This window comes from Streptomyces sp. MUM 203J (assembly GCF_022414595.1).
GTDB lineage: Bacteria > Actinomycetota > Actinomycetes > Streptomycetales > Streptomycetaceae > Streptomyces.
The window spans coordinates 101,562-122,322 of record NZ_JADWYO010000008.1; the positions used below are offsets into that span (position 1 = coordinate 101,562).

The 20,761-nt window shown below is 71.5% G+C and carries 19 protein-coding genes; 14 read left to right on the forward strand and 5 right to left on the reverse strand.

The features are described 5' to 3' along the window. Positions 1–24 precede the first annotated feature (24 nt). Positions 25–651, reverse strand: coding sequence for a L,D-transpeptidase family protein (locus I3F58_RS29590; RefSeq protein ID WP_308354960.1), 627 nt, complete (start codon positions 649–651; stop codon positions 25–27). Positions 652–673: 22 nt separating this feature from the next. Here I3F58_RS29590 and I3F58_RS29595 point away from each other — a divergent pair, with 22 nt between their 5' ends. The 3 genes from I3F58_RS29595 to leuE all read left to right on the forward strand — a co-directional run bounded on the left by I3F58_RS29595 (position 674) and on the right by leuE (position 3,635). Next, complete coding sequence (locus I3F58_RS29595; protein ID WP_308354961.1) at positions 674–913, forward strand: hypothetical protein; 240 nt, start codon at positions 674–676, stop codon at positions 911–913. Between the two features lie 370 nt (positions 914–1,283). Then, positions 1,284–2,864 (forward strand): methylmalonyl-CoA mutase, encoded by a 1,581-nt coding sequence (locus I3F58_RS07375; protein WP_240107432.1) that lies wholly within the window; start codon positions 1,284–1,286, stop codon positions 2,862–2,864. 117 nt (positions 2,865–2,981) lie between these two features. After that, entirely contained in the window at positions 2,982–3,635 is a 654-nt protein-coding gene (gene leuE / locus I3F58_RS07380) for a leucine efflux protein LeuE (protein ID WP_240107433.1), read from the forward strand. 269 nt (positions 3,636–3,904) lie between these two features. On the opposite strand, the gene I3F58_RS07385 is transcribed toward leuE, so the two are convergent. Then, a complete protein-coding gene (locus I3F58_RS07385; protein WP_240107434.1) occupies positions 3,905–5,248 on the reverse strand; it encodes an alpha-2,8-polysialyltransferase family protein in 1,344 nt (447 codons plus the stop codon). Continuing rightward, a complete protein-coding gene (locus I3F58_RS07390; RefSeq protein ID WP_240107435.1) occupies positions 5,248–6,222 on the reverse strand; it encodes a glycosyltransferase family 2 protein in 975 nt (324 codons plus the stop codon). The genes I3F58_RS07385 and I3F58_RS07390 overlap by 1 nt, the downstream gene beginning before the upstream one ends. 166 nt (positions 6,223–6,388) lie before the next feature. On the opposite strand from I3F58_RS07390, the gene I3F58_RS07395 reads away from it, so the two are divergent. From I3F58_RS07395 to I3F58_RS07420, 6 genes are all read left to right on the forward strand, one after another. Beyond that, entirely contained in the window at positions 6,389–7,660 is a 1,272-nt protein-coding gene (locus tag I3F58_RS07395; RefSeq protein ID WP_240107436.1) for a DUF6716 putative glycosyltransferase, read from the forward strand. Between the two features lie 2 nt (positions 7,661–7,662). Further along, on the forward strand, positions 7,663–8,943 hold the full coding sequence (locus I3F58_RS07400; RefSeq protein ID WP_240107437.1) for an acylneuraminate cytidylyltransferase: 1,281 nt from the start codon (positions 7,663–7,665) through the stop codon (positions 8,941–8,943). An 82-nt stretch (positions 8,944–9,025) separates the two neighbouring features. Beyond that, positions 9,026–9,916: an N-acetylneuraminate synthase family protein gene (locus I3F58_RS07405; RefSeq protein WP_240107438.1), complete on the forward strand. Its 891-nt coding sequence runs from the start codon at positions 9,026–9,028 to the stop codon at positions 9,914–9,916. Continuing rightward, on the forward strand, positions 9,913–11,001 hold the full coding sequence (locus tag I3F58_RS07410) for a hypothetical protein (protein WP_240107439.1): 1,089 nt from the start codon (positions 9,913–9,915) through the stop codon (positions 10,999–11,001). Before I3F58_RS07405 ends, I3F58_RS07410 begins: the two co-directional genes overlap by 4 nt. 204 nt (positions 11,002–11,205) lie before the next feature. After that, positions 11,206–12,426, forward strand: a complete 1,221-nt coding sequence (locus I3F58_RS07415; RefSeq protein ID WP_240107481.1) for a M20 family metallopeptidase — start codon at positions 11,206–11,208, stop codon at positions 12,424–12,426. Positions 12,427–12,496: 70 nt separating this feature from the next. Further along, positions 12,497–13,087 carry a hypothetical protein gene (locus I3F58_RS07420; RefSeq protein ID WP_240107440.1) on the forward strand — a complete coding sequence of 197 codons (591 nt, stop codon included), beginning with the start codon at positions 12,497–12,499 and terminating at the stop codon, positions 13,085–13,087. A gap of 96 nt (positions 13,088–13,183) precedes the next feature. On the opposite strand, the gene I3F58_RS07425 is transcribed toward I3F58_RS07420, so the two are convergent. Next, positions 13,184–13,993 carry a nucleotidyltransferase domain-containing protein gene (locus I3F58_RS07425; protein WP_240107441.1) on the reverse strand — a complete coding sequence of 270 codons (810 nt, stop codon included), beginning with the start codon at positions 13,991–13,993 and terminating at the stop codon, positions 13,184–13,186. Positions 13,994–14,141: 148 nt separating this feature from the next. Further along, on the reverse strand, positions 14,142–14,546 hold the full coding sequence (locus I3F58_RS07430; RefSeq protein WP_240107442.1) for a nuclear transport factor 2 family protein: 405 nt from the start codon (positions 14,544–14,546) through the stop codon (positions 14,142–14,144). Positions 14,547–14,969: 423 nt separating this feature from the next. Between I3F58_RS07430 and I3F58_RS07435 the strand changes: the two genes are divergently transcribed. The 5 genes from I3F58_RS07435 (at position 14,970) to I3F58_RS07455 (ending at position 20,649) form a co-directional block, all read left to right on the forward strand. Further along, positions 14,970–16,016 (forward strand): BMP family protein, encoded by a 1,047-nt coding sequence (locus I3F58_RS07435; RefSeq protein ID WP_240107443.1) that lies wholly within the window; start codon positions 14,970–14,972, stop codon positions 16,014–16,016. 268 nt (positions 16,017–16,284) lie between these two features. Next, the gene (locus I3F58_RS07440; RefSeq protein WP_240107444.1) at positions 16,285–17,823 is read left to right on the forward strand and encodes an ABC transporter ATP-binding protein; all 1,539 of its coding nucleotides are present in this window, start codon (positions 16,285–16,287) and stop codon (positions 17,821–17,823) included. Then, a complete protein-coding gene (locus I3F58_RS07445; protein ID WP_240107445.1) occupies positions 17,823–18,932 on the forward strand; it encodes an ABC transporter permease in 1,110 nt (369 codons plus the stop codon). The genes I3F58_RS07440 and I3F58_RS07445 overlap by 1 nt, the downstream gene beginning before the upstream one ends. Next, the gene (locus I3F58_RS07450; protein ID WP_240107446.1) at positions 18,929–20,209 is read left to right on the forward strand and encodes an ABC transporter permease; all 1,281 of its coding nucleotides are present in this window, start codon (positions 18,929–18,931) and stop codon (positions 20,207–20,209) included. Before I3F58_RS07445 ends, I3F58_RS07450 begins: the two co-directional genes overlap by 4 nt. Then, positions 20,206–20,649 (forward strand): cytidine deaminase, encoded by a 444-nt coding sequence (locus I3F58_RS07455; RefSeq protein ID WP_308354962.1) that lies wholly within the window; start codon positions 20,206–20,208, stop codon positions 20,647–20,649. The genes I3F58_RS07450 and I3F58_RS07455 overlap by 4 nt, the downstream gene beginning before the upstream one ends. The last annotated feature ends 112 nt before the right edge of the window (positions 20,650–20,761 follow it).

Genomic DNA, 20,761 nt, shown 5'->3' on the forward strand with positions numbered 1-20,761 from the left:
CTCTCCCGTCCGGGACCTCGCGGGTCACCAGTAGACGACGACCTTGTCGCCCACCCGCACCTCGTCGAACAGCTTCGCCAGCCGCTCCTTGTCACGGACGTTCACACAGCCGTGGGAGTTGCCGTTGTAGCCGCGCGCCGCGAAGTCCGAGGAGTAGTGCACCGCCTGTCCCCGGCTGAAGAACATCGAGTAAGGCATCGGCGTGTGGTAGAGCGTCGACGTCCAGGTCCGCTCCTTGCGGTCCACCTTGAACGTGCCCTCACGGGTCGCGAGTTCCGTGCCCTCCACCCCGAAGCGGACGTCCACGGCCGAGATCACCTTGCCGTCGACCATCCACGCCAGGGTCCGGGACTCCTTGCTGATACACAGCACCCGGCCCGTCATGCACCGCTCGTCCGGCTTGGCCAGCGGGTTGGAGGTGGCGGGCCGCAGCTCGTCGGCGGTCGGCCGGTGGGTCATCGCGAGCAGCCGCCGCCAGGTCGTCTCGTCGACCTTCCCGGTCACCGGCAGCTCCCGCTTCCTCTGGAACGCCGAGACCGCCTCGGTGGTGATCGTGCCGTAGAACGCGGTCGGAGCCCGGTGGAAGTGCCCGATCTGCCGCAGCCGCGCCTGGAGTTCCCGTACCTGCTCGTTCTCCGCGCCCTTCGCCATCAGGATCCGGCCGCCGGACGGCTTGTCATCGGCGGGGACGGAGGCGGGGGAGGAGGCCGACGGGCTGCCGGACGAGGCCCCCGGCGAGGGCGCCGACGGCGTCCCCGCGGAGGGCGTCCCCGCGGAGGGCGACTCCGCGGAGGGCGACCCCGTGGACGGCGAGGGCGCGGACGCCGACGGCACCGCCGGCGAGGGCGACGGCGCACCCGACGGCGCCGCCGACGGCGCCGGGGACGGCTGGCCCGCCGCCCCGACCGCCTGAGCGGTGCAGCCCGTCGCCAGCGCGACCGCGGCCGCGGCCAGCAGCGCCCTGCGGACCACGCCGCTGCGGGACGACGGGACTCTCTGGACCTGGAACGTACGGCGATGCATCGGATCCCCCCCGGGGTTCAGTCGTTTCCGCTCGTAGGGATACTTCCCTGCCCGAACTGGTTGCCTGCGCCCGCGGCGGTTGTGACGAGGCTGTGACGGAGCCCGGAGGCGCGCCCGTACGCACCGGTCACCCCCTCCGTACGCGCGGCTGTGAGCAAGCTCCCAGCGTGCGGCTCTCCACCGGTCGCACGCTCGCCGCTACAGTCCGTCGCGAAGGGTCGGAGATACCTGCGAGTAGGTCTACCGGAAGGTCACAGCACATGGCGCGCGAGTCGGAGTCGGGTCTGCCCATCGAGCCGGTGTACGGGCCGGACGCCCTGGAGGGCTGGGACCCGGCGGAGAGGCTGGGGGAGCCGGGAGCGTACCCGTACACCCGCGGCGTCTACCCGACCATGTACACCGGCCGCCCGTGGACCATGCGGCAGTACGCCGGGTTCGGCACCGCCGTCGAGTCGAACGCGCGCTACAAGCAGCTCATCGCCAACGGCACCATGGGCCTGTCCGTCGCCTTCGACCTGCCGACCCAGATGGGCCACGACTCCGACGCGCCGATCGCGCACGGCGAGGTCGGCAAGGTGGGCGTCGCCATCGACTCGGTCGAGGACATGCGGGTCCTCTTCGACGGCATCCCGCTGGACAGGGTGTCCACGTCGATGACGATCAACGCCCCGGCGGCGCTGCTGCTGCTCCTCTACCAGCTGGTCGCGGAGGAGCAGGGCGTCGGTGCCGACAAGCTGACCGGCACGATCCAGAACGACGTGCTCAAGGAGTACATCGCGCGCGGGACGTACATCTTCCCGCCCAAGCCGTCCCTGCGCCTGATCGCGGACATCTTCAAGTACTGCAAGGCCGAGATCCCGAAGTGGAACACCATCTCGATCTCCGGCTACCACATGGCGGAGGCCGGGGCCTCGCCCGCGCAGGAGATCGCCTTCACCCTGGCCGACGGCATCCAGTACGTCCGCACGGCCGTCGCCTCCGGGATGGACGTCGACGACTTCGCGCCCCGTCTGTCCTTCTTCTTCGTGGCCCGTACGACGATCCTGGAGGAGGTCGCGAAGTTCCGCGCGGCCCGCAGGATCTGGGCGCGGGTGATGAAGGAGGAGTTCGGGGCGAAGAACCCCAAGTCGTGGATGCTCCGCTTCCACACCCAGACCGCCGGCGTCCAGCTCACCGCCCAGCAGCCCGAGGTCAACCTGGTCCGGGTCGCCGTCCAGGGCCTGGCCGCCGTCATGGGCGGCACGCAGTCGCTGCACACCAACTCCTTCGACGAGGCCATCGCGCTGCCGACAGACAAGAGCGCCCGGCTCGCCCTCCGTACGCAGCAGGTGCTGGCGTACGAGACGGACGTGACGGCGACCGTCGACCCGTTCGCGGGCTCGTACGTCATCGAGAAGATGACCGACGAGGTGGAGGCCGCGGCGCTGGAGCTGATGGGCAAGGTGGAGGAGCTGGGCGGCGCGGTCAACGCGATCGAGCGCGGCTTCCAGAAGAACGAGATCGAGCGCAGCGCGTACCGGATCGCGCAGGAGACGGACTCCGGGGAGCGGGTCGTCGTCGGCGTGAACCGCTTCCAGCTCGACGAGGAGGAGCCCTACGAGCCGCTTCGCGTCGACCCGGCGATCGAGGCCCAGCAGGCCGACCGTCTCGCGAAGCTGCGTGCAGAGCGGGACCAGGCGGCGGTGGACGCGGCGCTCACGGCCCTCAAGAAGGCCGCGGAGGGCACGGACAACGTCCTCTACCCGATGAAGGACGCGCTGAAGGCCCGGGCGACGGTGGGCGAGGTCTGCAACGCGCTGCGGGAGGTCTGGGGGACGTACGTCCCGACGGACGCGTTCTGACGGGTCCCGCTCGGCGCGCTCCGCGCGCCCGAACCGGCGGCGGCCCATGGCGTGCTGGGCCGTCTCGGTCTGCGGAACACCGAGGGGGGTGCCGTACCTCCGTGCGACACTCCCCTCATGTTCGGCGTCATCGACCTTCCCACGTACCTCGCGGGTCTGCTCCTGATCATCCTGCTGCCCGGGCCCAACTCGCTGTACGTCCTCTCCATCGCCGCCCGGCGCGGGGTGCGTGTCGGGTACACCGCGGCGGCCGGGGTCTGGTGCGGGGACACCGTGCTGATGACTCTGTCGGCCGCCGGTGTGGCGTCGCTCCTCCAGGCCAACGCCCTGCTGTTCGGGATCGTCAAGTACGCCGGGGCCGGGTACCTGACCTGGCTGGCCATCGGCATGCTGCGGGCCGCGTGGGGGATGTGGCGCACCCGGCGCGAGCCGGACGCGGAGGCCGGAGGACCGGCCTCCGCCGCCACCGAGGAGCGGCCCTTCCGCCGCGCCCTGCTCATCAGCCTGTTCAACCCCAAGGCGATCCTGTTCTTCATCGCCTTCTTCGTGCAGTTCGTCGACCCGGCCTACGCCTACCCCGCGCTGTCCTTCGTCGTCCTCGGCACCCTCGCCCAGCTCGCCAGCGTCCTCTACCTCAGCGCGCTGATCTTCGGCGGCACGAAGCTGGCCGCCGCCTTCCGGCGCCGCAGGCGGCTCTCGGCCGGGGCCACCTCCGCGGCGGGGGCGCTGTTCCTCGGCTTCGCGGTGAAGCTGTCCCTCGCGAGCGCGTAGCCGCGGCGCCCGGCCCTCACGCCGGGTGAGGCAGTGCCGCGGGAGCCAGGATGTTCACCGTCACGCGCTCCGCACGGCACGGTGTCCTTCCGGACGCGGCGGCCCGCCCCGGCCGGACCGGCACGCTCAGGAGCCTCGGGTTCACGCCGTTCCAGGTCCGGGCGGGCGCGGACGACGAGCTCGGCGCCGAGGAGCCGCGCGGGACGCCGGGGCTCCGGCGGGCCAGGCCCGAGGGCGCGGCGCGGCCGGGGCGAGGTCCGTCGTGCCGCTCACCCGAGGGCCTTCTTCAGCGCCCGCGCCCGGCGGGCCATGCGGCGTACCGTCGGGTTGCGCGGGATGAAGCCGAGCTGCTGGGGCACGCCGCCCGGGAGGGCCAGAGCCGTGAGGCGGCGACGTTTGAAGTAGCGCCAGGTGTGTGGGGACAGACGGGACCTCAGATAGCGCTCGGCCTGGGGGCGGAGGTCCGGGTAGATCCTGTGCTGCATGGCGTACCCGACCGTGTCCACCAGTTCCTGGAGCCGTACCGCCGACGGGTCGAGGCGCTGGGCCCCGACGGCCGCGCGGTCCTCCAGGTCCGGGACCAGCGCGTCGACGACCGTCACCGGGATCCGGTTGCTGTTCTGGTAGGGGGTCAGCCGCTCCAGCAGCAGGTCCGTGCCCGTGCGCGCCACCGGCAGGCCGTACAGGGTGTGCGCGGTCAGCAGTGCCGTCGAGAAGCAGCCCACCACCAGCGCCGGCCGCATCCGCCGGTACACGACCTCCGCCAGCAACGGCACGTCCAGCACCACCAGTTCGGCTCCCAGCCGGGCCGCCTCCTCCTCCAGCAGCCGCGACCACCGCGCCGGTGCCGTCGGGTGCGGTTTGAACACGATCCGGGTGTGGCCGAGTGCGAGCGCTCCCCGCAGCATCCGGACGTGCAGCTCCTCCTCTTCCTCCCCGGTCAGGATGTTCAGCGCGGAGAGGTACTGCCCCAGCAGCAGGGCGGGGCGCTCCCCTGAAGGGAAGGGCAATGCGACGCCCGAATCCGCCAGTTCCGCCAGCACCTTCCCGAACACGTCCGAGGGCACCGTCTCCGCCGTCACCCCGAACTCGGTGAGCAGCAACGGCCGCAGCCCCGGCACCAGGTCCAGATGCAGCACCCGCCGCACCCGCGTACCGACCAGCGGGTCGATCTTGAAGCGGGTCGGACCGTAGCTCATCAGCCCGTCCGCGTACACGTCGACCGGCGCCCCGGTGAACACCTGGCACAGTGCCGTCGCCGGGTTGACCTGGATGGACTCGACGGCCAGCTCGACCCGGTCGTCCCCGAGCCCCCACAGCAGCCGCAGGTACCGCTCGAACAGCACCGTGTCGTTGGCGCGCGGTGACCAGCCGACCGGATGGAACGGATGGATCGCCTCGTTCCAGGACAGCACCCGGTCGAAGCGCGACCGCAGCCGCTCGAAGCCGTCCATCGTGTCGACCGACGGGCTGATCTCCGGGTTCGCCGCGTTGTTGCTGACCAGCAGGATCCGCCGGTCCGCGGGGCCGAACCGGTCCGCGTCCAGCGCGGCGGCCAGTGTGGCGACCCCGTACAGCGTGGAGGCGCAGAAGATCTGCGTCGTACGGGCCATCAGGCCGCCACCTCCGCCCCGACGGGCCGGCGCCGCAGCCGCCGCAGCCGGGCCGCGCGTTCGTGGTCCATCGAGTCCAGCGCCTCCTTCAGCAGATCCTGCGGCATGCGCTTCAACGCGGCCGAACTCTGCGCCCGCAGTTTCCGGGCGACCGCCGGTTCGAATTTCTCGATCGTGTTCAGGTGATGCGCGATGATGGCGCAATACGTACGGATCACCTTCGGTAGAAAACGGTCCGCCTCCGGGTCCTGCGAGGTCTCTTCGACGACCTGATCGAATGCGGGAATGAAATCGAGCTGCCGGGTGTCACCGATCTGTGTCAGCGAGGTCGTGACACCCCGCCGGTAGAAGATGCCGAGCAGGTCCACCGCGGCGAAGGACTTCGCCTCCCGGTGCAGTCGCCAGATCCACGGCCGGTCCTCCGCCGTCCGCAGGTGCTCGGGGAACAGCAGCAGCCCCTCGTCCACCAGTCGTCGGTGGTAGACGCCCGCCCAGGAGTACGGGTAGTCGACCGGGGTCGAGCGGTCGGACGGCAGGATCACGTCCCTCGGGTCCACCACGACGTTGCGCGGACCGAACGGCACCCGCTGGATCTCCCGCGCGTTCCCGGTGCAGCGCACATGGTCCGTGCGGACGAAGTCGCAGCCCAACTCCTCGATGGCGCCCACCAGTCGGGAGAAGTACCCGGGCGCCACCCAGTCGTCCGCGTCCATGAAGGTGACGTACTCGCCCCGGGCCAGTCCCATCGCCTGGTTGCGTGCCGCCGACACCCCCTTCTCCTCGCGCCGGACGTGGACGGCACCGGGGAGGTCGTGCGCCGCGCGCTCGACGATCTCCCCGGTCCCGTCCGTCGAACAGTCGTCGACCAGGATGAACTCGAAGTCGGCACGTACGTTCGCGCGCAGACTCCGCAGGGCGTCGGGCGCGTATTGCCGCACGTTGTAGAACGGCACGATGACGGAGAGCTTGACCACCCGACGGACGCTAGGCGGCCACCCGATCCCTCTTTCCGACCGGCGGAGGGACGCCAGGTGAACAATGGGCGGCGCGGCGCTTAACCAGACTGCGGCAAGCTTCTGTTCACTCTTTGTTGCCGTTGAGTTGGGCTGCGAAGCGGAATCCCTTCCTAACGTCCTCGTCGTGCCCTCGCTCACGTATCGGATCGCGGTCATCGCGGATTCCGACACCCGATGGAAATGGGGCGCGCAGACCGCGCGCCGCCTTTCCCCGCCCGAATCCGCCCCGGACATCACCGGCTTCGCCCTGCGCGGCCGGGCGACCCCGACGGCCCGGCAGCTCGCCGAGACCGGGCTGGGAACGCCCCGTGAGGTCACCGGGGCGGAGTTCCTCCGTGCCGTCAGGGAAGAGCGGTACGACGTCGTCGTCCTGGCCCTGGTCGGCGGCACCGTCCAGGCGGTGCTGCACGGACTGGCCGAACTGGTCCCGGACCGGCGCCCGGTGACCGTCACCGGCTATGTCGGCGTCGTCTACGAGAAGCTCACCGACGGCCTGCTCCTGCGGCACGGCGCGGACCTGGTCCTCGCGAACTCGCCGTTCGACGCGCGCCGGTTCAGGGCGGTGTACGAGGGTGTGGGCGCCGACGCGTCATCGGTGACCGAGGCGGCGCTCCCCTTCCTTGGCGGCAAGCCCTACCAGCCGATACCGGGGCGCCACACCGTCGTGTTCGCCGCGCAGCCCTCAGTACCGGTCTCGAAGGCCGACCGGACGTACCTGCTGCGGCGGCTGGCCGGATACGCCCGGCTGCACCCGGGCCGTGAGGTGCTGCTGAAGCTGCGCTCCAAGCCGGGCGAGCACACCACGCACATCGAGGAACTCCCGTACCAGAAGCTGGCCCGCGGTCTGACGCTTCCGCCCAACCTGCGCCTGGTGTACGGGAACATGGGCGATGTCCTGGACCGTACGGACCTGCTGGTCACGGTCTCCTCGACGGCCGCGATGGAGGCCCTGCACCGGGGTGTGCCGACGGCTCTGCTCAGCGACCTGGGCGTACGGGAGGCGCTGGGCAACCACTACTTCACCGGCTCGGGCCTGCTGACCTCCTGGGACCGGCTGGACGCGGGCGAGGAGCCCGTGCCGGACGAGGACTGGCTGACCGACCAGGGCCTGCGGGCGCCCGCCTCGGATCCCTTCGCGGCGGCCCGGGCCCGGATCGAGGACCTGCTGAAGCAGGACGAACTGCCGCCCGTGGATCCGTACTACACGGCGGCGACGGCCCCCGGCTATCTGCCGGGGGTGCTGGCCCGACACCGCCTGGAGGCGGCCGAGGCCGGGCCGGAGACCACTGGAGTACGCCGGGTGCTGCGCGACGCCGTCAGGGAGACGGCGCGCGGCGCCTACCGGCACGGCGTCCAGCGTGTGGCGCCGCTGATCCGCAGGCTGGGAGAGCTGTGACCGTGACCTCGACCGAACGACGTACCGTCCTGGCGGTCATCCCCGCGCGCGGCGGCTCCAAGGGCGTGCCCGGCAAGAACCTGGCGCCCGTGGGCGGCGTCCCGCTGGTGGCCCGCGCGGTACGGGCCTGCCTGGGCGCCCACCTGGTCACGGACGTCGCCGTCTCGACGGACGACCCCGCGATCGCCGAGGCGGCCCGCGCGGCCGGCGCCCTGCCCGTCCCCCGCCCCGCCGAGCTGTCCGGCGACACCGCCACGAGCGAGGCGGCCCTCCTCCACGCCCTGGACGCACACGAGCACCTGACGGGCCGGGCCGCGGACGTGGTCCTCCTGGTCCAGTGCACGAGCCCGTTCCTGACGGCGGGGGACGTGGACGGGGTCGCGGCGGAGGTCCTGGACGGCGAGGCGGACACGGCCCTGACGGCGGCCCCGTTCCACGGCTTCGTGTGGCGCCCGGGCCCCGACGCTCAGGCGGTGCCCTCCGGGGCGGGCGCCCTCGGGCCCACCCCGGCCCCGCACCCCGAGACCGGGGAACCGGCACCGCAGGGCGCCTCCGGGGTGAACCACGACAAGGCGTCCCGCCCCCGTCGGCAGGACCGCCCCGCGGAACTGCTGGAGACCGGCGCCGCGTACGCCATGGACGCCCGGGGGTTCCGCCGCCACCGCCACCGCTTCTTCGGCCGCACCACCCTGGTGCCCACCGACCCCGCCCGGGTCCTGGAGATCGACGACCCGCACGACCTGGCCCGTGCCCGCGCCCTCGCCCCCCTGCTGGACGCCGCGGACACCCCCGTCCTCGGAGACGTCGACGCCGTGGTCCTCGACTTCGACGGCACCCAGACCGACGACCGTGTGCTGGTCGACGCGGACGGCCGCGAGACCGTCGCGGTCCACCGCGGCGACGGCCTGGGCATCGCCGCCCTGCGCAGGGCGGGCCTGCACCTGCTGATCCTCTCCACGGAGCAGAACCCGGTCGTCGCCGCCCGCGCCCGCAAGCTGCGTGTCCCCGTCCTGCACGGCATCGACCGCAAGGACCTCGCCCTGAAGCACTGGTGCGAGGAGTACGGCGTCGACCCCCAGCGGGTCCTGTACGCCGGCAACGACGTGAACGACCTGCCCTGCTTCGGGCTCGTCGGCTGGCCGGTCGCCGTGGCGAACGCGCACGGCGCCGTACGGGCCGCCGCACGTGCCGTGACGACCGTCCCGGGCGGAGAGGGCGCCGTCCGCGAGATCGCCGGATGGCTCCTCGGCCCCGAGCTGACCGCGCGCCCGGCCACGCCGTGAGCCGCCGCGCCGCCCACCGTCCCCGTGCCGGAACCACCTCCCGTACCGGCTTCACCCCACCCCGCAACAAGGAAAGCTGATCATGAACGACATCCGTCACCGCACCCTCGGCACCCGCACCGCCGGCCCCGGCCACCCGGTCTACGTCACCGGCGAGATCGGCATCAACCACAACGGCGACCTGGACAATGCCATCGCCCTCATCGACGCCGCCGCCGACGCCGGGTGCGACGCGGTGAAGTTCCAGAAGCGCACCCCGGAGATCTGCACCCCGCGCGACCAGTGGGACATCGAGCGCGACACCCCCTGGGGCCGGATGACGTACATCGACTACCGCCACCGCGTCGAGTTCGGCGAGGACGAGTACCGCGCCATCGACGAGCACTGCAAGAAGCGGGGCATCGACTGGTTCGCCTCCCCGTGGGACACCGAGGCCGTCGCGTTCCTGGAGAAGTTCGACGTCCCGGCGCACAAGGTCGCCTCCGCCTCCCTCACCGACGACGAGCTGCTGCGCGCCCTGCGTGCGACCGGCCGTACGGTCATCCTCTCCACGGGCATGTCCACCCCGAAGCAGATCCGCCACGCGGTCGAGGTCCTGGGCAGCGACAACATCCTGCTGTGCCACGCCACCTCCACCTACCCGGCGAAGGCCGAGGAGCTGAACCTGCGCGTGATCGACACGCTGAAGCAGGAGTACCCGAACGTCCCGATCGGCTACTCGGGCCACGAGACCGGCCTCCAGACCACGCTCGCCGCCGTCGCCCTCGGTGCGGCCTTCGTCGAGCGTCACATCACCCTGGACCGCGCGATGTGGGGCTCCGACCAGGCCGCCTCCGTCGAGCCGCAGGGCCTCAGCCGTCTCGTGCGCGACATCCGCACCATCGAGACCGCGCTCGGTGACGGCGTGAAGCGGGTGTACGAGTCGGAGCTGGCCCCCATGAAGAAGCTGCGCCGCGTGATGGCCCCGGCATGAGCCGGCCGACCGAGCACCTTGCGTTCGTCGAGAGCCCGGTCCAGCTCCTGAACGTCCTGGAGTGGACGTACACGCGGCTCTCCTCCGAGCCGCGCCCCGCAGGCGAGGCGGGAGGACCGGCCGGGACGGGCAAGCCCCTGACCCTGGTCGTCCTCCCGCCCACCGACCCCATGTCGCGGGGCCAGCTGCGCCGGATGGCCCAGCTGGCCCGCGACGAGGGGGTCACCGTGCGCTGGCAGGAGGCCCGCGGCGGCGAGGGGTCCCTGCCGGGCACCCTGCGGGACCTGGCGCCGCTGCTGCGCGCCGCCGGGCACGTCCTGATCGGAGACCCCTTCTCCCGGTACGTGCAGCTGCTGCTGTCGCTGTTCACCCCGCGCCGCCTGACGGTCGTCGACGACGGCACGGCGACCATGGAGTACGCGGAGCGGCTGAGCCGGGGCGAGCGGCTGGTGCGCTGGCACCGCGGGGCGGGCCGCGGCCCGCGCGAGCTGGCCCTGGCGCCGGTCACGGCCGTGGCACGCCGCCGGATGGCGCCCGGCAAGGACCGGACGGTGGAGATCTTCACGTCCCTTCCGCTGGAGGCGGCGCCGCCGGGCACCGAGGTCACCCGCAACACCTTCGCCTGGACCCGGGCCCGCTTCGGCCCGCCGCGCGTGACGGGGGGCGCGGACCTGGTGGGCACGTCGCTGGTGGAGACGGGCGTGGTGGACCCCGACAGGTACGCGGAGGCCGTGGCGGCCCTGGCGCGGACCCACGGGCTGAACCGCTACTACGCGCACCGCCGCGAGAGCGCCGCGAAGCTGCACCGCATCGCGGCGGAAACGGGCCTGGAGGTGATCCGTCCGGAGCTGCCGCTGGAGCTGGTCGCCCGGCGCGGCCCGACCAGCCGTACGGTGCTGAGCTTCCCGTCCACGGTGGTGCACACGCTGCCCGCCGCCCTGGCGGGCACGGGCGTCACGATCACGGTGTGCGACATCGCGCCGGAGTGGCTGAGAGCGGGCGCACCGCCGCGGGCGCGCGGGTTCCTGCGGGCGGTGGCGGACACGGCGCGCTCGGCGCACGGGCTGTCGCTGACCGGGGTGTAAACGACTGTTAACTTCCCGGGTGGACCCGGCCGCATCACCGAACCGGCCAAGATCGACGCAAGCCCAAAAGGCGTGAGCTTACCCACTCGGACCCCCCTTCAAGCCCACCCGACCTGCCTTCTTTCCCCTATCGGGCTGAAGTTTTGTAGATCACACGTCAGTTGAGGGGTAAAGACGCCTACCCTTTGATGGGTGAACAAGTTGATGTCCCGCGAGACCGAAGCCGACGTTCCCGGCGAATCGCCCCTCCCCGGCACGCTGCCGGAAGACCTGCGTGCGGAGCTGATCGCGTTCCGCCGGGATTTGCACATGCACCCCGAGCTCGGCAACCAGGAGTTTCGCACGACCGGCGCGATCAAAGCCCGGCTGGAGGCGGCGGGGCTGCGCCCCCGTGTACTCCCCGGGGGCACCGGCCTGACCTGCGACATCGGCACGTGGGACGGTCAGCGGCCGATGCTGGCGATCCGCGCGGACATCGACGCCCTGCCCATCCCGGACACCAAGGTCGACGTCCCGTACCGCTCCACGGTCCCGGACCGCGCGCACGCGTGCGGCCACGACGTCCACACGACCACGGTCCTGGGCACCGCCCTGGTCCTGGCCGACCTGTACCGCCAGGGCCGGCTGCCCCGCCCGGTCCGGCTGATCTTCCAGCCGGCGGAGGAGGTCCTGCCGGGCGGCGCGGTGGGCGTGGTGGAGTCCGGGGCACTGGACGGCGTGGGCCGGATCATCGCGGTCCACTGCGACCCGAGGGTCGACGCGGGCAAGATCGGTCTCCGGGTGGGCCCCATCACCTCCGCCTGCGACCGTCTGGAAGTCACCCTGGACGGTCCCGGCGGCCACACGGCCCGCCCCCACCTCACGACGGACCTGGTCACCGCCGTGGCCAGGGTGGCGACCGACGTCCCGGCCCTCCTCTCCCGCCGCGTGGACGCCCGCTCCGGTCTGGTGCTGACCTGGGGCCGCGTCGAGGCGGGCCACGCTCCGAACGTCATCCCCCAGCACGCCGAGCTGGGCGGCACGGTCCGCTGCCTGGACCTGGAGGCCTGGCGGGACGCCCCGGACCAGGTGTACGCGGCGATCGACGAGGTCGCGACCCTGCACGGAGCCAAGTCCACGGTCGAGTACGTCCGCGGCGTCCCGCCGGTGGTGAACGACCCCGTGATCGCGGAGCTGCTCCGCGAGGCCATGGAACGCCGCTGCGGCCCGTACTCGGTCGAGGACACCGAGCAGTCCCTGGGCGGCGAGGACTTCTCCTGGTACCTGGAACACGTCCCCGGCGCCATGGCCCGCCTCGGCGTCCGCCGCCCCGGGGACCCGACCCAACTGGACCTCCACCGGGGCAACTTCGACGTGGACGAGTCCGCGATCAAGGTGGGCGTGGAACTCTTCACTGCGGCGGCCCTGCTCGACGCGGGCGCGTAACGGCCACGCGGTGCACCGACGCCCCCGGGGCAGCGCCTGCCCCGGGGGCGTCGCCGTGGGGCCGGGGTGCGTGGGCATCGACGGTGTGCCGACGGCGGAGGAGCGGACCTGCGACGGTACGGAGTTGCCCCGGCAGCGGCCCGGCCGCGAGGAGCCCGGCCCCGGTCGTATCGTGTCCGGACTCGTACCGGCCGGACAAGAGGCGTACCTGCGGATCTTCCACCGCTTCGAGGCCGCGGACGGCTCGGGCCGCACCCGCTCAAGGCGGGAGTGGGCCGAAGCCGCGGGCGTCCTCTTCCACGGGGAGCCGTCCCACCACTCGCTCCCCGGCGGGAAGGCCCACGCGGGGAACTCCCTGCGGCGGACCGGGGCGGGGGTGCCCGACGCCCGCAGCCGCCAGGCCCTGGCCCGCTGTCTGGCCGAGGTCACCGGCGACCAGGCCGTCTTCTTCGCCTACGACCCGGCGGCGCTGGTCCGGGGCGAGGCCGGGCCGCTCGTCGACCCGGGCCGGGCTGGAGGGCGGACGGGAGCGGGCGGCCGACAGGGCACGGGACGACGGCCCGGAGTCCCGGTGGCCCGAGGACCACGCCTGGGCGGTCACCACCGGCTGCGACCTCCTCTTGCGCCTGCATCGCCTGCTCGGCGGACACCGCCGCCCTGATCCTGCGGACCCCCGTCCTCGAAGCCCTCCCCGTCACCCCCCGGACCCGCGTCGACTGGTACGCCGACCGGCGCCCCTGACCACCACGGCCGCCAGTCAGGGGCGTGGTGCCTTCTCGCCGTGCACGGCTGTGTATTCGGCGGCGAGCCAGGGGCCGAGGTCGTCGACGAGCATGCCGAGCACCGCCGGGTCGGGCGAAGGCACGACGCCGACGGACGCGGCGAGACGCATCTGCTCGTGGCGCTCGGGGTAGTAGCGGCCGAACAGCTCGGCGGACCGGCCGAGGTCGCTGGTCCAGCCTCCCCATCGCGGCATGACCAGGGTGAATCCCGTACGGACGACGCGACGGCCGACAAGGCGGATCAGGGCCCTGCGGTCGGTGTCCGTGGCCGCTTCGGCCGCTCTGGTACGCCAGCGCGGCAGCACACGGGCGAGGTCCCCGTTGGTCTCCCGCGCGAGCAGGGACGTGGGCCGGTAACGGGGCAGCCGCGCCGCGAGGTCGGGACCCAGCAGGGGGGTGCAGAGACAGGCGATGAAGAACCCGCCGTCGTGGCGTTCGGCGTCGCTGAGCAGAGCCCGCGCACCGGCCAGCAGGATCCCGACGCCGTCGATCTGCGGGAAGGCGCGGTCGAGCACGGCCTCGACCGCCGCGGCGTCGGCCCGGTCGGCTTCGGTGGGCTCGTCGCGGAGCGCGAGCTGGAGGTCGAGGTCGGAGACCCCGGGCGTGGCGGTGCCGCGGGGGACGCTGCCGTAGAGGTAGGCGCTGTGCAGGCGGCGCGTTCGCCCGAACGTCTCGGCGACCCGAGTGCGGGCGGCCTCCACGACGGGGGCGAACGCGGTCGTCACCCGTTCCAGTGCCCCTTCGCGTGCGATCGTTCCGTCGTGGTCCAGCCCTCGTCCGTCCATGGCGCCACTGTGCCCGGCCCCGCCGTGTGCCGCCGAGCGCATTTCGCGGCGAGGTGTGGACAGAGCCCGCCCCGGACTACCGTGGCGCGCTCGGCGCGCGAGGTGACGAGGGCGGCGACCCGCCGAGCCCCCGGGCCGGCGGACTCGGTCACTCCTCCTGGCCGAAGAACGCGTTCGCCTCGTCGATGTCCGCGATGCACTCGTCCAGGTCGGAGACCTTGCCGCCGATGATCGTGAAGAAGATCCCGCCGCGCATCTCCAGCCCCCGGTTCCCGCGGTCGGCGCGTGTGGTGTACACGGAGATCACGTGGCCGCGGCCGTCGGTGAACACGTCGTGGAGATCCAGACTGAACGTGCCGTGCGTCAGTTCGGCCAGCCTGGCGTACATGGCCAGTACCTTGTCCCGGCCCTTGTGGTGGCCGGAGAGCTGGTGGTCACCGGGCACATGGTGGGTGCAGTCGGCTGTCAGCAGAGACGCCAGGGTCTCCATGTCGCCCTTGTTGAACGCTTCGTAGCCTCGCCGTACGAGTGCCACGTCCGGGTGCTCGGTCATCGCGCATCACGCCCTCTCCGCTCCGTGCCCCTGCTCTTCATGGTCCGCTCGGCGGGGTCGTCACGCCATGCGGGGACGCGCTCCGGGGGGTTGCGGGCCGCGGCTCCCCGTGATCCCGCCCACAGCCCGTTCCCCGTACCGTGTCCCCTGTGGCCGGAAGCCGACCCCCCGGGCTGGACTCGAACCCTGTTCGGCCACCCGGTGGAACCCCCGGTGTGGCCGGTCGTCGCAGGCCAGGGGGCGTGTCAGGGTGCAGGGGGCGTTACCCCGTGAAGGCCACCGGCGCGTGACCGGCGCGCGGCCTGTTCGCGACGAATCGATAACGGCTTCCGTACAGGGCTTTATCAGGCATCTACGCGCGTTACGATCGCCCGCGAAACCAGCGCCGGAAGAGGCGCTTCGGTCAGGTCGAAGGAGCCCCCCTTGCGCCGGATCACCAGGATCGCCACCGCGGGTATCGCATCCGCGGCTCTCGCGCTCGGTGTCACCGCCTGTGGCAACGACAAGTCGGACGCCGGTTCCGACTCCAACGGCGGCAAGGCCGCCATCGCGTACGACATCGGCGGCCGCGGCGACCAGTCGTTCAACGACGCCGCGTACGCGGGCCTCGAGAAGGCCCAGAAGGACTTCGAGATCAAGGGCACGGAGGCCCAGCCCAGCGAAGGTGAGGGTGACCCGGACAAGGTCCAGCGCCTCACCTCCCTGGCCCGCGCCGGCAACAACCCGGTGATCGGCGTCGGCTTCGCCTACGCGCCGGCCATCGCCGAGGTCGCCCCGAAGTTCCCCGACACCACGTTCGGCCTCATCGACGACACGTCGAAGACCGGCAAGAACATCGCCAACCTGGTCTTCAACGAGGAGCAGGGCTCCTACCTGGCCGGCGTCGCCGCCGCCAAGGTGACCAAGTCCAAGACGGTCGGCTTCATCGGCGGTGTCGAGACCCCGCTGATCAAGAAGTTCGAGGCGGGCTTCGTCCAGGGCGTCAAGGACACCAACAAGGACGTCAACGTCAAGGTCCAGTACCTGACGCAGCCGCCGGACTTCGGTGGCTTCTCCAAGCCGGACCTCGGCAAGGCCGCCGCGCAGGGCCAGATCGACGCGGGCGCCGACGTGATCTACGCCGCCGCCGGTCTCGCCGGCTCGGGCTCCATCGAGGCCGCCGCCAACGCCAAGAAGTGGGCGATCGGCGTCGACTCGGACCAGTACGAGCAGTCCGGCCTCGCCGCGTACAAGGACTACATCCTCACCTCGGTGACCAAGGACGTGTCCGGCGCCGTCTACAACCTGATCAAGTCGGTCGAGGACGGCAAGCCGCAGACCGGTGAGATCCGCTACGGTCTGGACAAGGACGGCGTGGGCCTGGCCATGTCCAACCCGAAGTTCACCGAGATGAAGGACGTCATCGCCGCGGTCGACACGGCCAAGGCCGACATCATCGCCGGCAAGATCACGGTGAAGACCGCTCCGTGATCCGGTAACGGGTCAGGGCCTGTGGGGTCCGGAGGGGGCCCGGGCGCGGCACGACCGCGCCCCACCTCCGGACCCCACGGTCAGGTCCTGGCCACAGGCTTTCGGCATTTGGGATCGCTACGCGCGTAGACAATCTTCTCCGGCGCGATAACCGCGATAACTTCGGCCCCGTCGGCCGTCCGGTCCCGTCGGTCCCGTCCTCCACCTGCATCTCCCGCTCCTTTCTCGCCAAGGAGAGTGCGTCATCAACGCGTCCAGCCCCCCTGCCGTGGAACTGCGCGGCATCACCAAGCGCTTCCCCGGCGTCGTCGCCAACCACGACATCCACCTCGGCATCCGCAAGGGCACCGTCCACGCCCTCTGCGGTGAGAACGGTGCCGGCAAGTCGACCCTGATGAAGATCCTCTACGGCATGCAGAAGCCGGACGAGGGCACGATCGTCGTCGACGGCAAGGAAGTGTCGTTCCACAGCCCCGCCGACGCCATCGCCGTCGGCATCGGCATGGTCCACCAGCACTTCATGCTGGCGGACAACCTCACGGTCCTGGAGAACGTCGTCCTCGGCAGCGAGAAGCTGTACGGGATCGGTGCCAAGGCCCGCGCCAAGATCAAGGAGATCTCCGACGCGTACGGGCTGAACATCCGCCCCGACATCCTGGTCGAGCACCTCGGTGTGGCCGACCGGCAGCGCGTGGAGATCCTCAAGGTCCTCTACCGCGGCGCCCGCACCCTCATCCTCGACGAGCCGACCGCCGTGCTCGTCCCGCAGGAGGTCGACGCGCTCTTCGACAACCTGCGCGAACTCAAGGCCGAGGGCCTGACCGTCATCTTCATCTCCCACAAGCTGGGCGAGGTGCTGTCCGTCGCCGACGACATCACCGTCATCCGGCGCGGTACGACGGTCGGCACCGCCGACCCGAAGACCACCACCACCAAGCAGCTGGCCGAGCTGATGGTCGGCACCGAGCTGCCCTCGCCGGAGACCCGCGAGTCCACCGTCACGGCCGAGGTGATGCTCCAGGTCGAGGACCTGCGGCTGGCCCAGACCGACCCCGACGGGATCGTCCGCGAGGTCCTCGGCGGCATCAGCTTCACCATCCACAAGGGCGAGGTCATGGGCATCGCCGGTGTGGAGGGCAACGGCCAGACCGAGCTGATCGAGGCCGTCATGGGCATGCGCGACCCGGACGGCGGCGTCATCACCCTCGACGGTGCCGACATCTCCCACGCGCCCACCCGCAAGCGGCGCGAGCGCGGCATCGGCTACATCCCCGAGGACCGTCACCGTCACGGCCTGCTCCTGGAGTCCCCGCTCTGGGAGAACCGCATCCTCGGCCATGTCACCGAGGCGCCCAACAGCAAGCACGGCATCCTCGACCCCAGGGCCGCCCGCCGGGACACCGAGCGGATCGTCGAGGCGTACGACGTCCGTACCCCCGGCATCGAGGTCACGGCGGCCTCCCTCTCCGGCGGCAACCAGCAGAAGCTGATCGTCGGCCGCGAGATGAGCCACCAGCCCAAGCTGCTCATCGCCGCCCACCCCACCCGTGGTGTGGACGTCGGCGCACAGGCGCAGATCTGGGACCAGATCCGGGAGGCCCGGCGAGAGGGCCTCGCGGTGCTGCTGATCTCCGCCGACCTGGACGAGCTGATCGGGCTCTCCGACACCCTGCGGGTCATGTACCGGGGCCGGCTGGTCGCGGACGCCGACCCCGCCACGATCACCCCCGAGGAGCTGGGTTCGGCCATGACGGGTGCCGCCGCCGGCCACCTTGAGCACCACGAGAACGCGGACGGTGAGGACTGATGAAGAAGTTCGACAAGGACAAGGCGCTGCTGGGCCTCGCGGGCCCGGTGCTCGCCCTGGCCGTGGCCTTCCTCCTCACCACGTTCGTGCTGGTCGTGTCGGGTCTCAACCCGATCGAGCCGTACGAGCTGATGATCCAGGACGCCGAGTTCCCCGACGTCCAGGTCAACATCATCAACCAGACGGGCATCTACTATCTGGCAGCCCTGGCCGTGGCCGTCGGCTTCCGGATGAACCTGTTCAACATCGGCGTCGACGGCCAGTACCGCCTCGCCGCGATGATCGCCGCCGTGGTCGGTGCCAGCGTCGAGCTGCCCGGCCCGCTGCACGTCCTGCTGATCACGCTGGTCGCCGTGCTGGTCGGTGCCTTCTGGGCCGGTATCGCCGGTTTCCTCAAGACCACCCGGGGCGTCAGCGAGGTCGTCTCCACGATCATGCTGAACGCCATCGCGACCAGCCTGATCGCCTGGATGCTGCTGCCGAGCAACCTCGGCGTGCAGCCCCCCGGCTCCAACAACCTCACCACCGGCGACATCTCCGAGTCCGGCTGGATGACCGGCCTGGAGCTTGAGGGCGGCAACATCTACGGCTTCACCTTCGTCGCCTTCGGCCTCGGCATCGTCTACTGGTTCGTCCTCAACCGCACCCGGTTCGGCTTCGACCTGCGCGCCACCGGCGCCAGCCAGACCGCCGCCCAGGCCAGCGGCGTCGACGCCAAGCGGATGACCCTCACCGCCATGCTGATCTCCGGCGGTGTCGCCGGTCTGACCGGCATGCCGCTGCTGCTCGGCCAGACCCACACGTACAGCCTGAGCTTCCCGGCCGGTGTCGGCTTCACCGGCATCACCATCGCCCTGCTCGGCCGCAACAGCCCGGTCGGCATCTTCTTCGCCGCGCTGCTCATCTCCTTCCTGGAGAAGTCGTCGGGTTCGCTGGACCAGTTCGACTACCCGAAGGAGATCACCACGATCATGCAGGGCCTCATCGTGATCTCCGTCGTCGTCTCGTACGAACTCGTCCGGCAGTTCGGGCTCCGCCGGCAGCAGCAGAAGGTCGGCGAGGAGCTTGCCGCCCAGGCCCGCAAGAACAAGGAGGACGTGGCGGCATGAGCGAGATCGAGTCCACGAGCACGGTGACCGCCGCGGGGGCGACCGCCCCCGCCAAGGGCGGCGGCCGTCCCACCCTGACCCTGCCCGTCGTCCTGCTGATCATCGCGGGTGGTCTGGCGCTGTTCTCCCTGGTCCGGGTCGTCAGCGGCGCGAGCGACCTGACCTCCGTCGGCCAGGTGTCCGGCGCCCTCCAGCTCGCCGTGCCGATCGGCCTCGCCGGTCTCGGCGGCCTGTGGGCGGAGCGGGCCGGTGTGGTCAACATCGGTCTCGAAGGCATGATGATCCTCGGCACCTGGTTCGGCGCCTGGGCCGGCTACCAGTGGGGCCCCTGGACCGGCGTGGTGATCGGCATCGTCGGCGGCGCGCTCGGCGGCCTGCTGCACGCGGTCATCACGATCACCTTCAACGTGAACCACATCGTCTCCGGTGTGGCCATCAACATCCTGGCCCTCGGCGCCACCCAGTACCTGTCGAACTTCACGTTCGCGGAGGCGCCCGGCGGTTCCTCCAAGCAGTCCCCGCGCATCGACCCCATCGACCGCATCACCATCCCGGGACTGTCGGACTGGCTGGCCGACCTCCAGGCCAAGGGCTGGTTCTTCATCTCGGACCTCGCCGGCATCCTCGGCGGCCTGGTCACCAACCTGTCGCTGCTGACCGTCGTCGCGCTGCTGCTCGTGCCCGGCACCTGGTGGGTCCTGTGGCGCACCGGCTTCGGCCTGCGGCTGCGCTCCTGCGGTGAGAACCCGGTCGCCGCCGAGTCCCTCGGCGTGAACGTCTACAAGTACAAGTACATCGCGGTCCTCGTCTCCGGCGGCCTCGCCGGTCTCGGCGGCGCGTTCCTCGCGATCGTGTCGACCGGCATCTACCAGGAGGGCCAGACCGGCGGCCGGGGCTACATCGGCCTCGCCGCCATGATCTTCGGCAACTGGATGCCGGGCGGCATGGCGCTCGGCGCCGGGCTCTTCGGCTTCACCGACAGCCTCAAGCTGCGCGGCGGTGCCGAGAACGTCCACGCGATGCTTCTGCTGCTGGCGATCCTGCTGGTCGTCGCGCTGGTCTGGACGCTGTACAAGAAGAAGTACACGGCCGCGGTGGTCTCCGCGGTCTTCGCCGCGCTGCTGTTCGTCTGGTACTTCTTCACCGACGCACTGCCCAGCCAGTTCGTGGACGCGGCCCCGTACGTCACGACCCTGCTGGTGCTGGCCCTGTCGGCACAGCGGCTGCGGATGCCCAAGGCGAACGGCATGCCGTACAAGAAGGGGCAGGGCAAGTGACCTCGCCCCCGCCCGAGGCCGCGGCGGGACCCGAGCCCGCCGCGGAGCCGGCGCCCTTCGACTGGGAGGCGCTGCACGCAGCCGCCCGCGCGGCCATGTCCCACGCGTACGCGCCCTACTCCGGCTTCCCGGTCGGGGCGGCGGCCGCGGTGGACGACGGGCGTGTGGTCAGCGGCTGCAACGTCGAGAACGCCTCGTACGGGATCGGCCTGTGCGCGGAGTGCGGGCTGGTCTCGCAGCTCCAGGCCACCGGCGGCGGTCGGCTCACCCACTTCGTGTGTGTGGACGGCCGCGGCGAGACGCTGGTGCCCTGCGGACGCTGCCGTCAGCTGCTGTACGAGTTCGGCGGGGGCGAGCTGCTGGTGGACACCCCCGGCGGTGTCCGCACCATGGACGAGATGCTGCCGCAGGCCTTCGGCCCGAAGCACCTCACCACCTGAAGGACGGGCGCGGCCCTTCTGCCTCCCCCCGGGCAGAGGGGCCGCGCCGCTTTACGATCTCTATGCGCGTAGACACGATGTCGGCGGCCACCGCCGCACCCGCTGGAAGGAA

What these genes read in the sequence shown, in the direction of transcription:
- leuE (WP_240107433.1), top strand. Translation starts at nt 2,982, where the DNA reads ATGTTCGGCGTCATCGACCTTCCCACGTACCTCGCGGGTCTGCTCCTG.
- I3F58_RS07415 (WP_240107481.1), top strand. Translation starts at nt 11,206, where the DNA reads ATGTCCCGCGAGACCGAAGCCGACGTTCCCGGCGAATCGCCCCTCCCC.
- I3F58_RS07405 (WP_240107438.1), top strand. Translation starts at nt 9,026, where the DNA reads ATGAACGACATCCGTCACCGCACCCTCGGCACCCGCACCGCCGGCCCC.
- I3F58_RS29590 (WP_308354960.1), bottom strand. Translation starts at nt 651, where the DNA reads ATGGCGAAGGGCGCGGAGAACGAGCAGGTACGGGAACTCCAGGCGCGG.
- I3F58_RS07375 (WP_240107432.1), top strand. Translation starts at nt 1,284, where the DNA reads ATGGCGCGCGAGTCGGAGTCGGGTCTGCCCATCGAGCCGGTGTACGGG.
- I3F58_RS07425 (WP_240107441.1), bottom strand. Translation starts at nt 13,993, where the DNA reads ATGGACGGACGAGGGCTGGACCACGACGGAACGATCGCACGCGAAGGG.
- I3F58_RS07430 (WP_240107442.1), bottom strand. Translation starts at nt 14,546, where the DNA reads ATGACCGAGCACCCGGACGTGGCACTCGTACGGCGAGGCTACGAAGCG.
- I3F58_RS07385 (WP_240107434.1), bottom strand. Translation starts at nt 5,248, where the DNA reads ATGGCCCGTACGACGCAGATCTTCTGCGCCTCCACGCTGTACGGGGTC.
- I3F58_RS07450 (WP_240107446.1), top strand. Translation starts at nt 18,929, where the DNA reads ATGAGCGAGATCGAGTCCACGAGCACGGTGACCGCCGCGGGGGCGACC.
- I3F58_RS07410 (WP_240107439.1), top strand. Translation starts at nt 9,913, where the DNA reads ATGAGCCGGCCGACCGAGCACCTTGCGTTCGTCGAGAGCCCGGTCCAG.
- I3F58_RS07445 (WP_240107445.1), top strand. Translation starts at nt 17,823, where the DNA reads ATGAAGAAGTTCGACAAGGACAAGGCGCTGCTGGGCCTCGCGGGCCCG.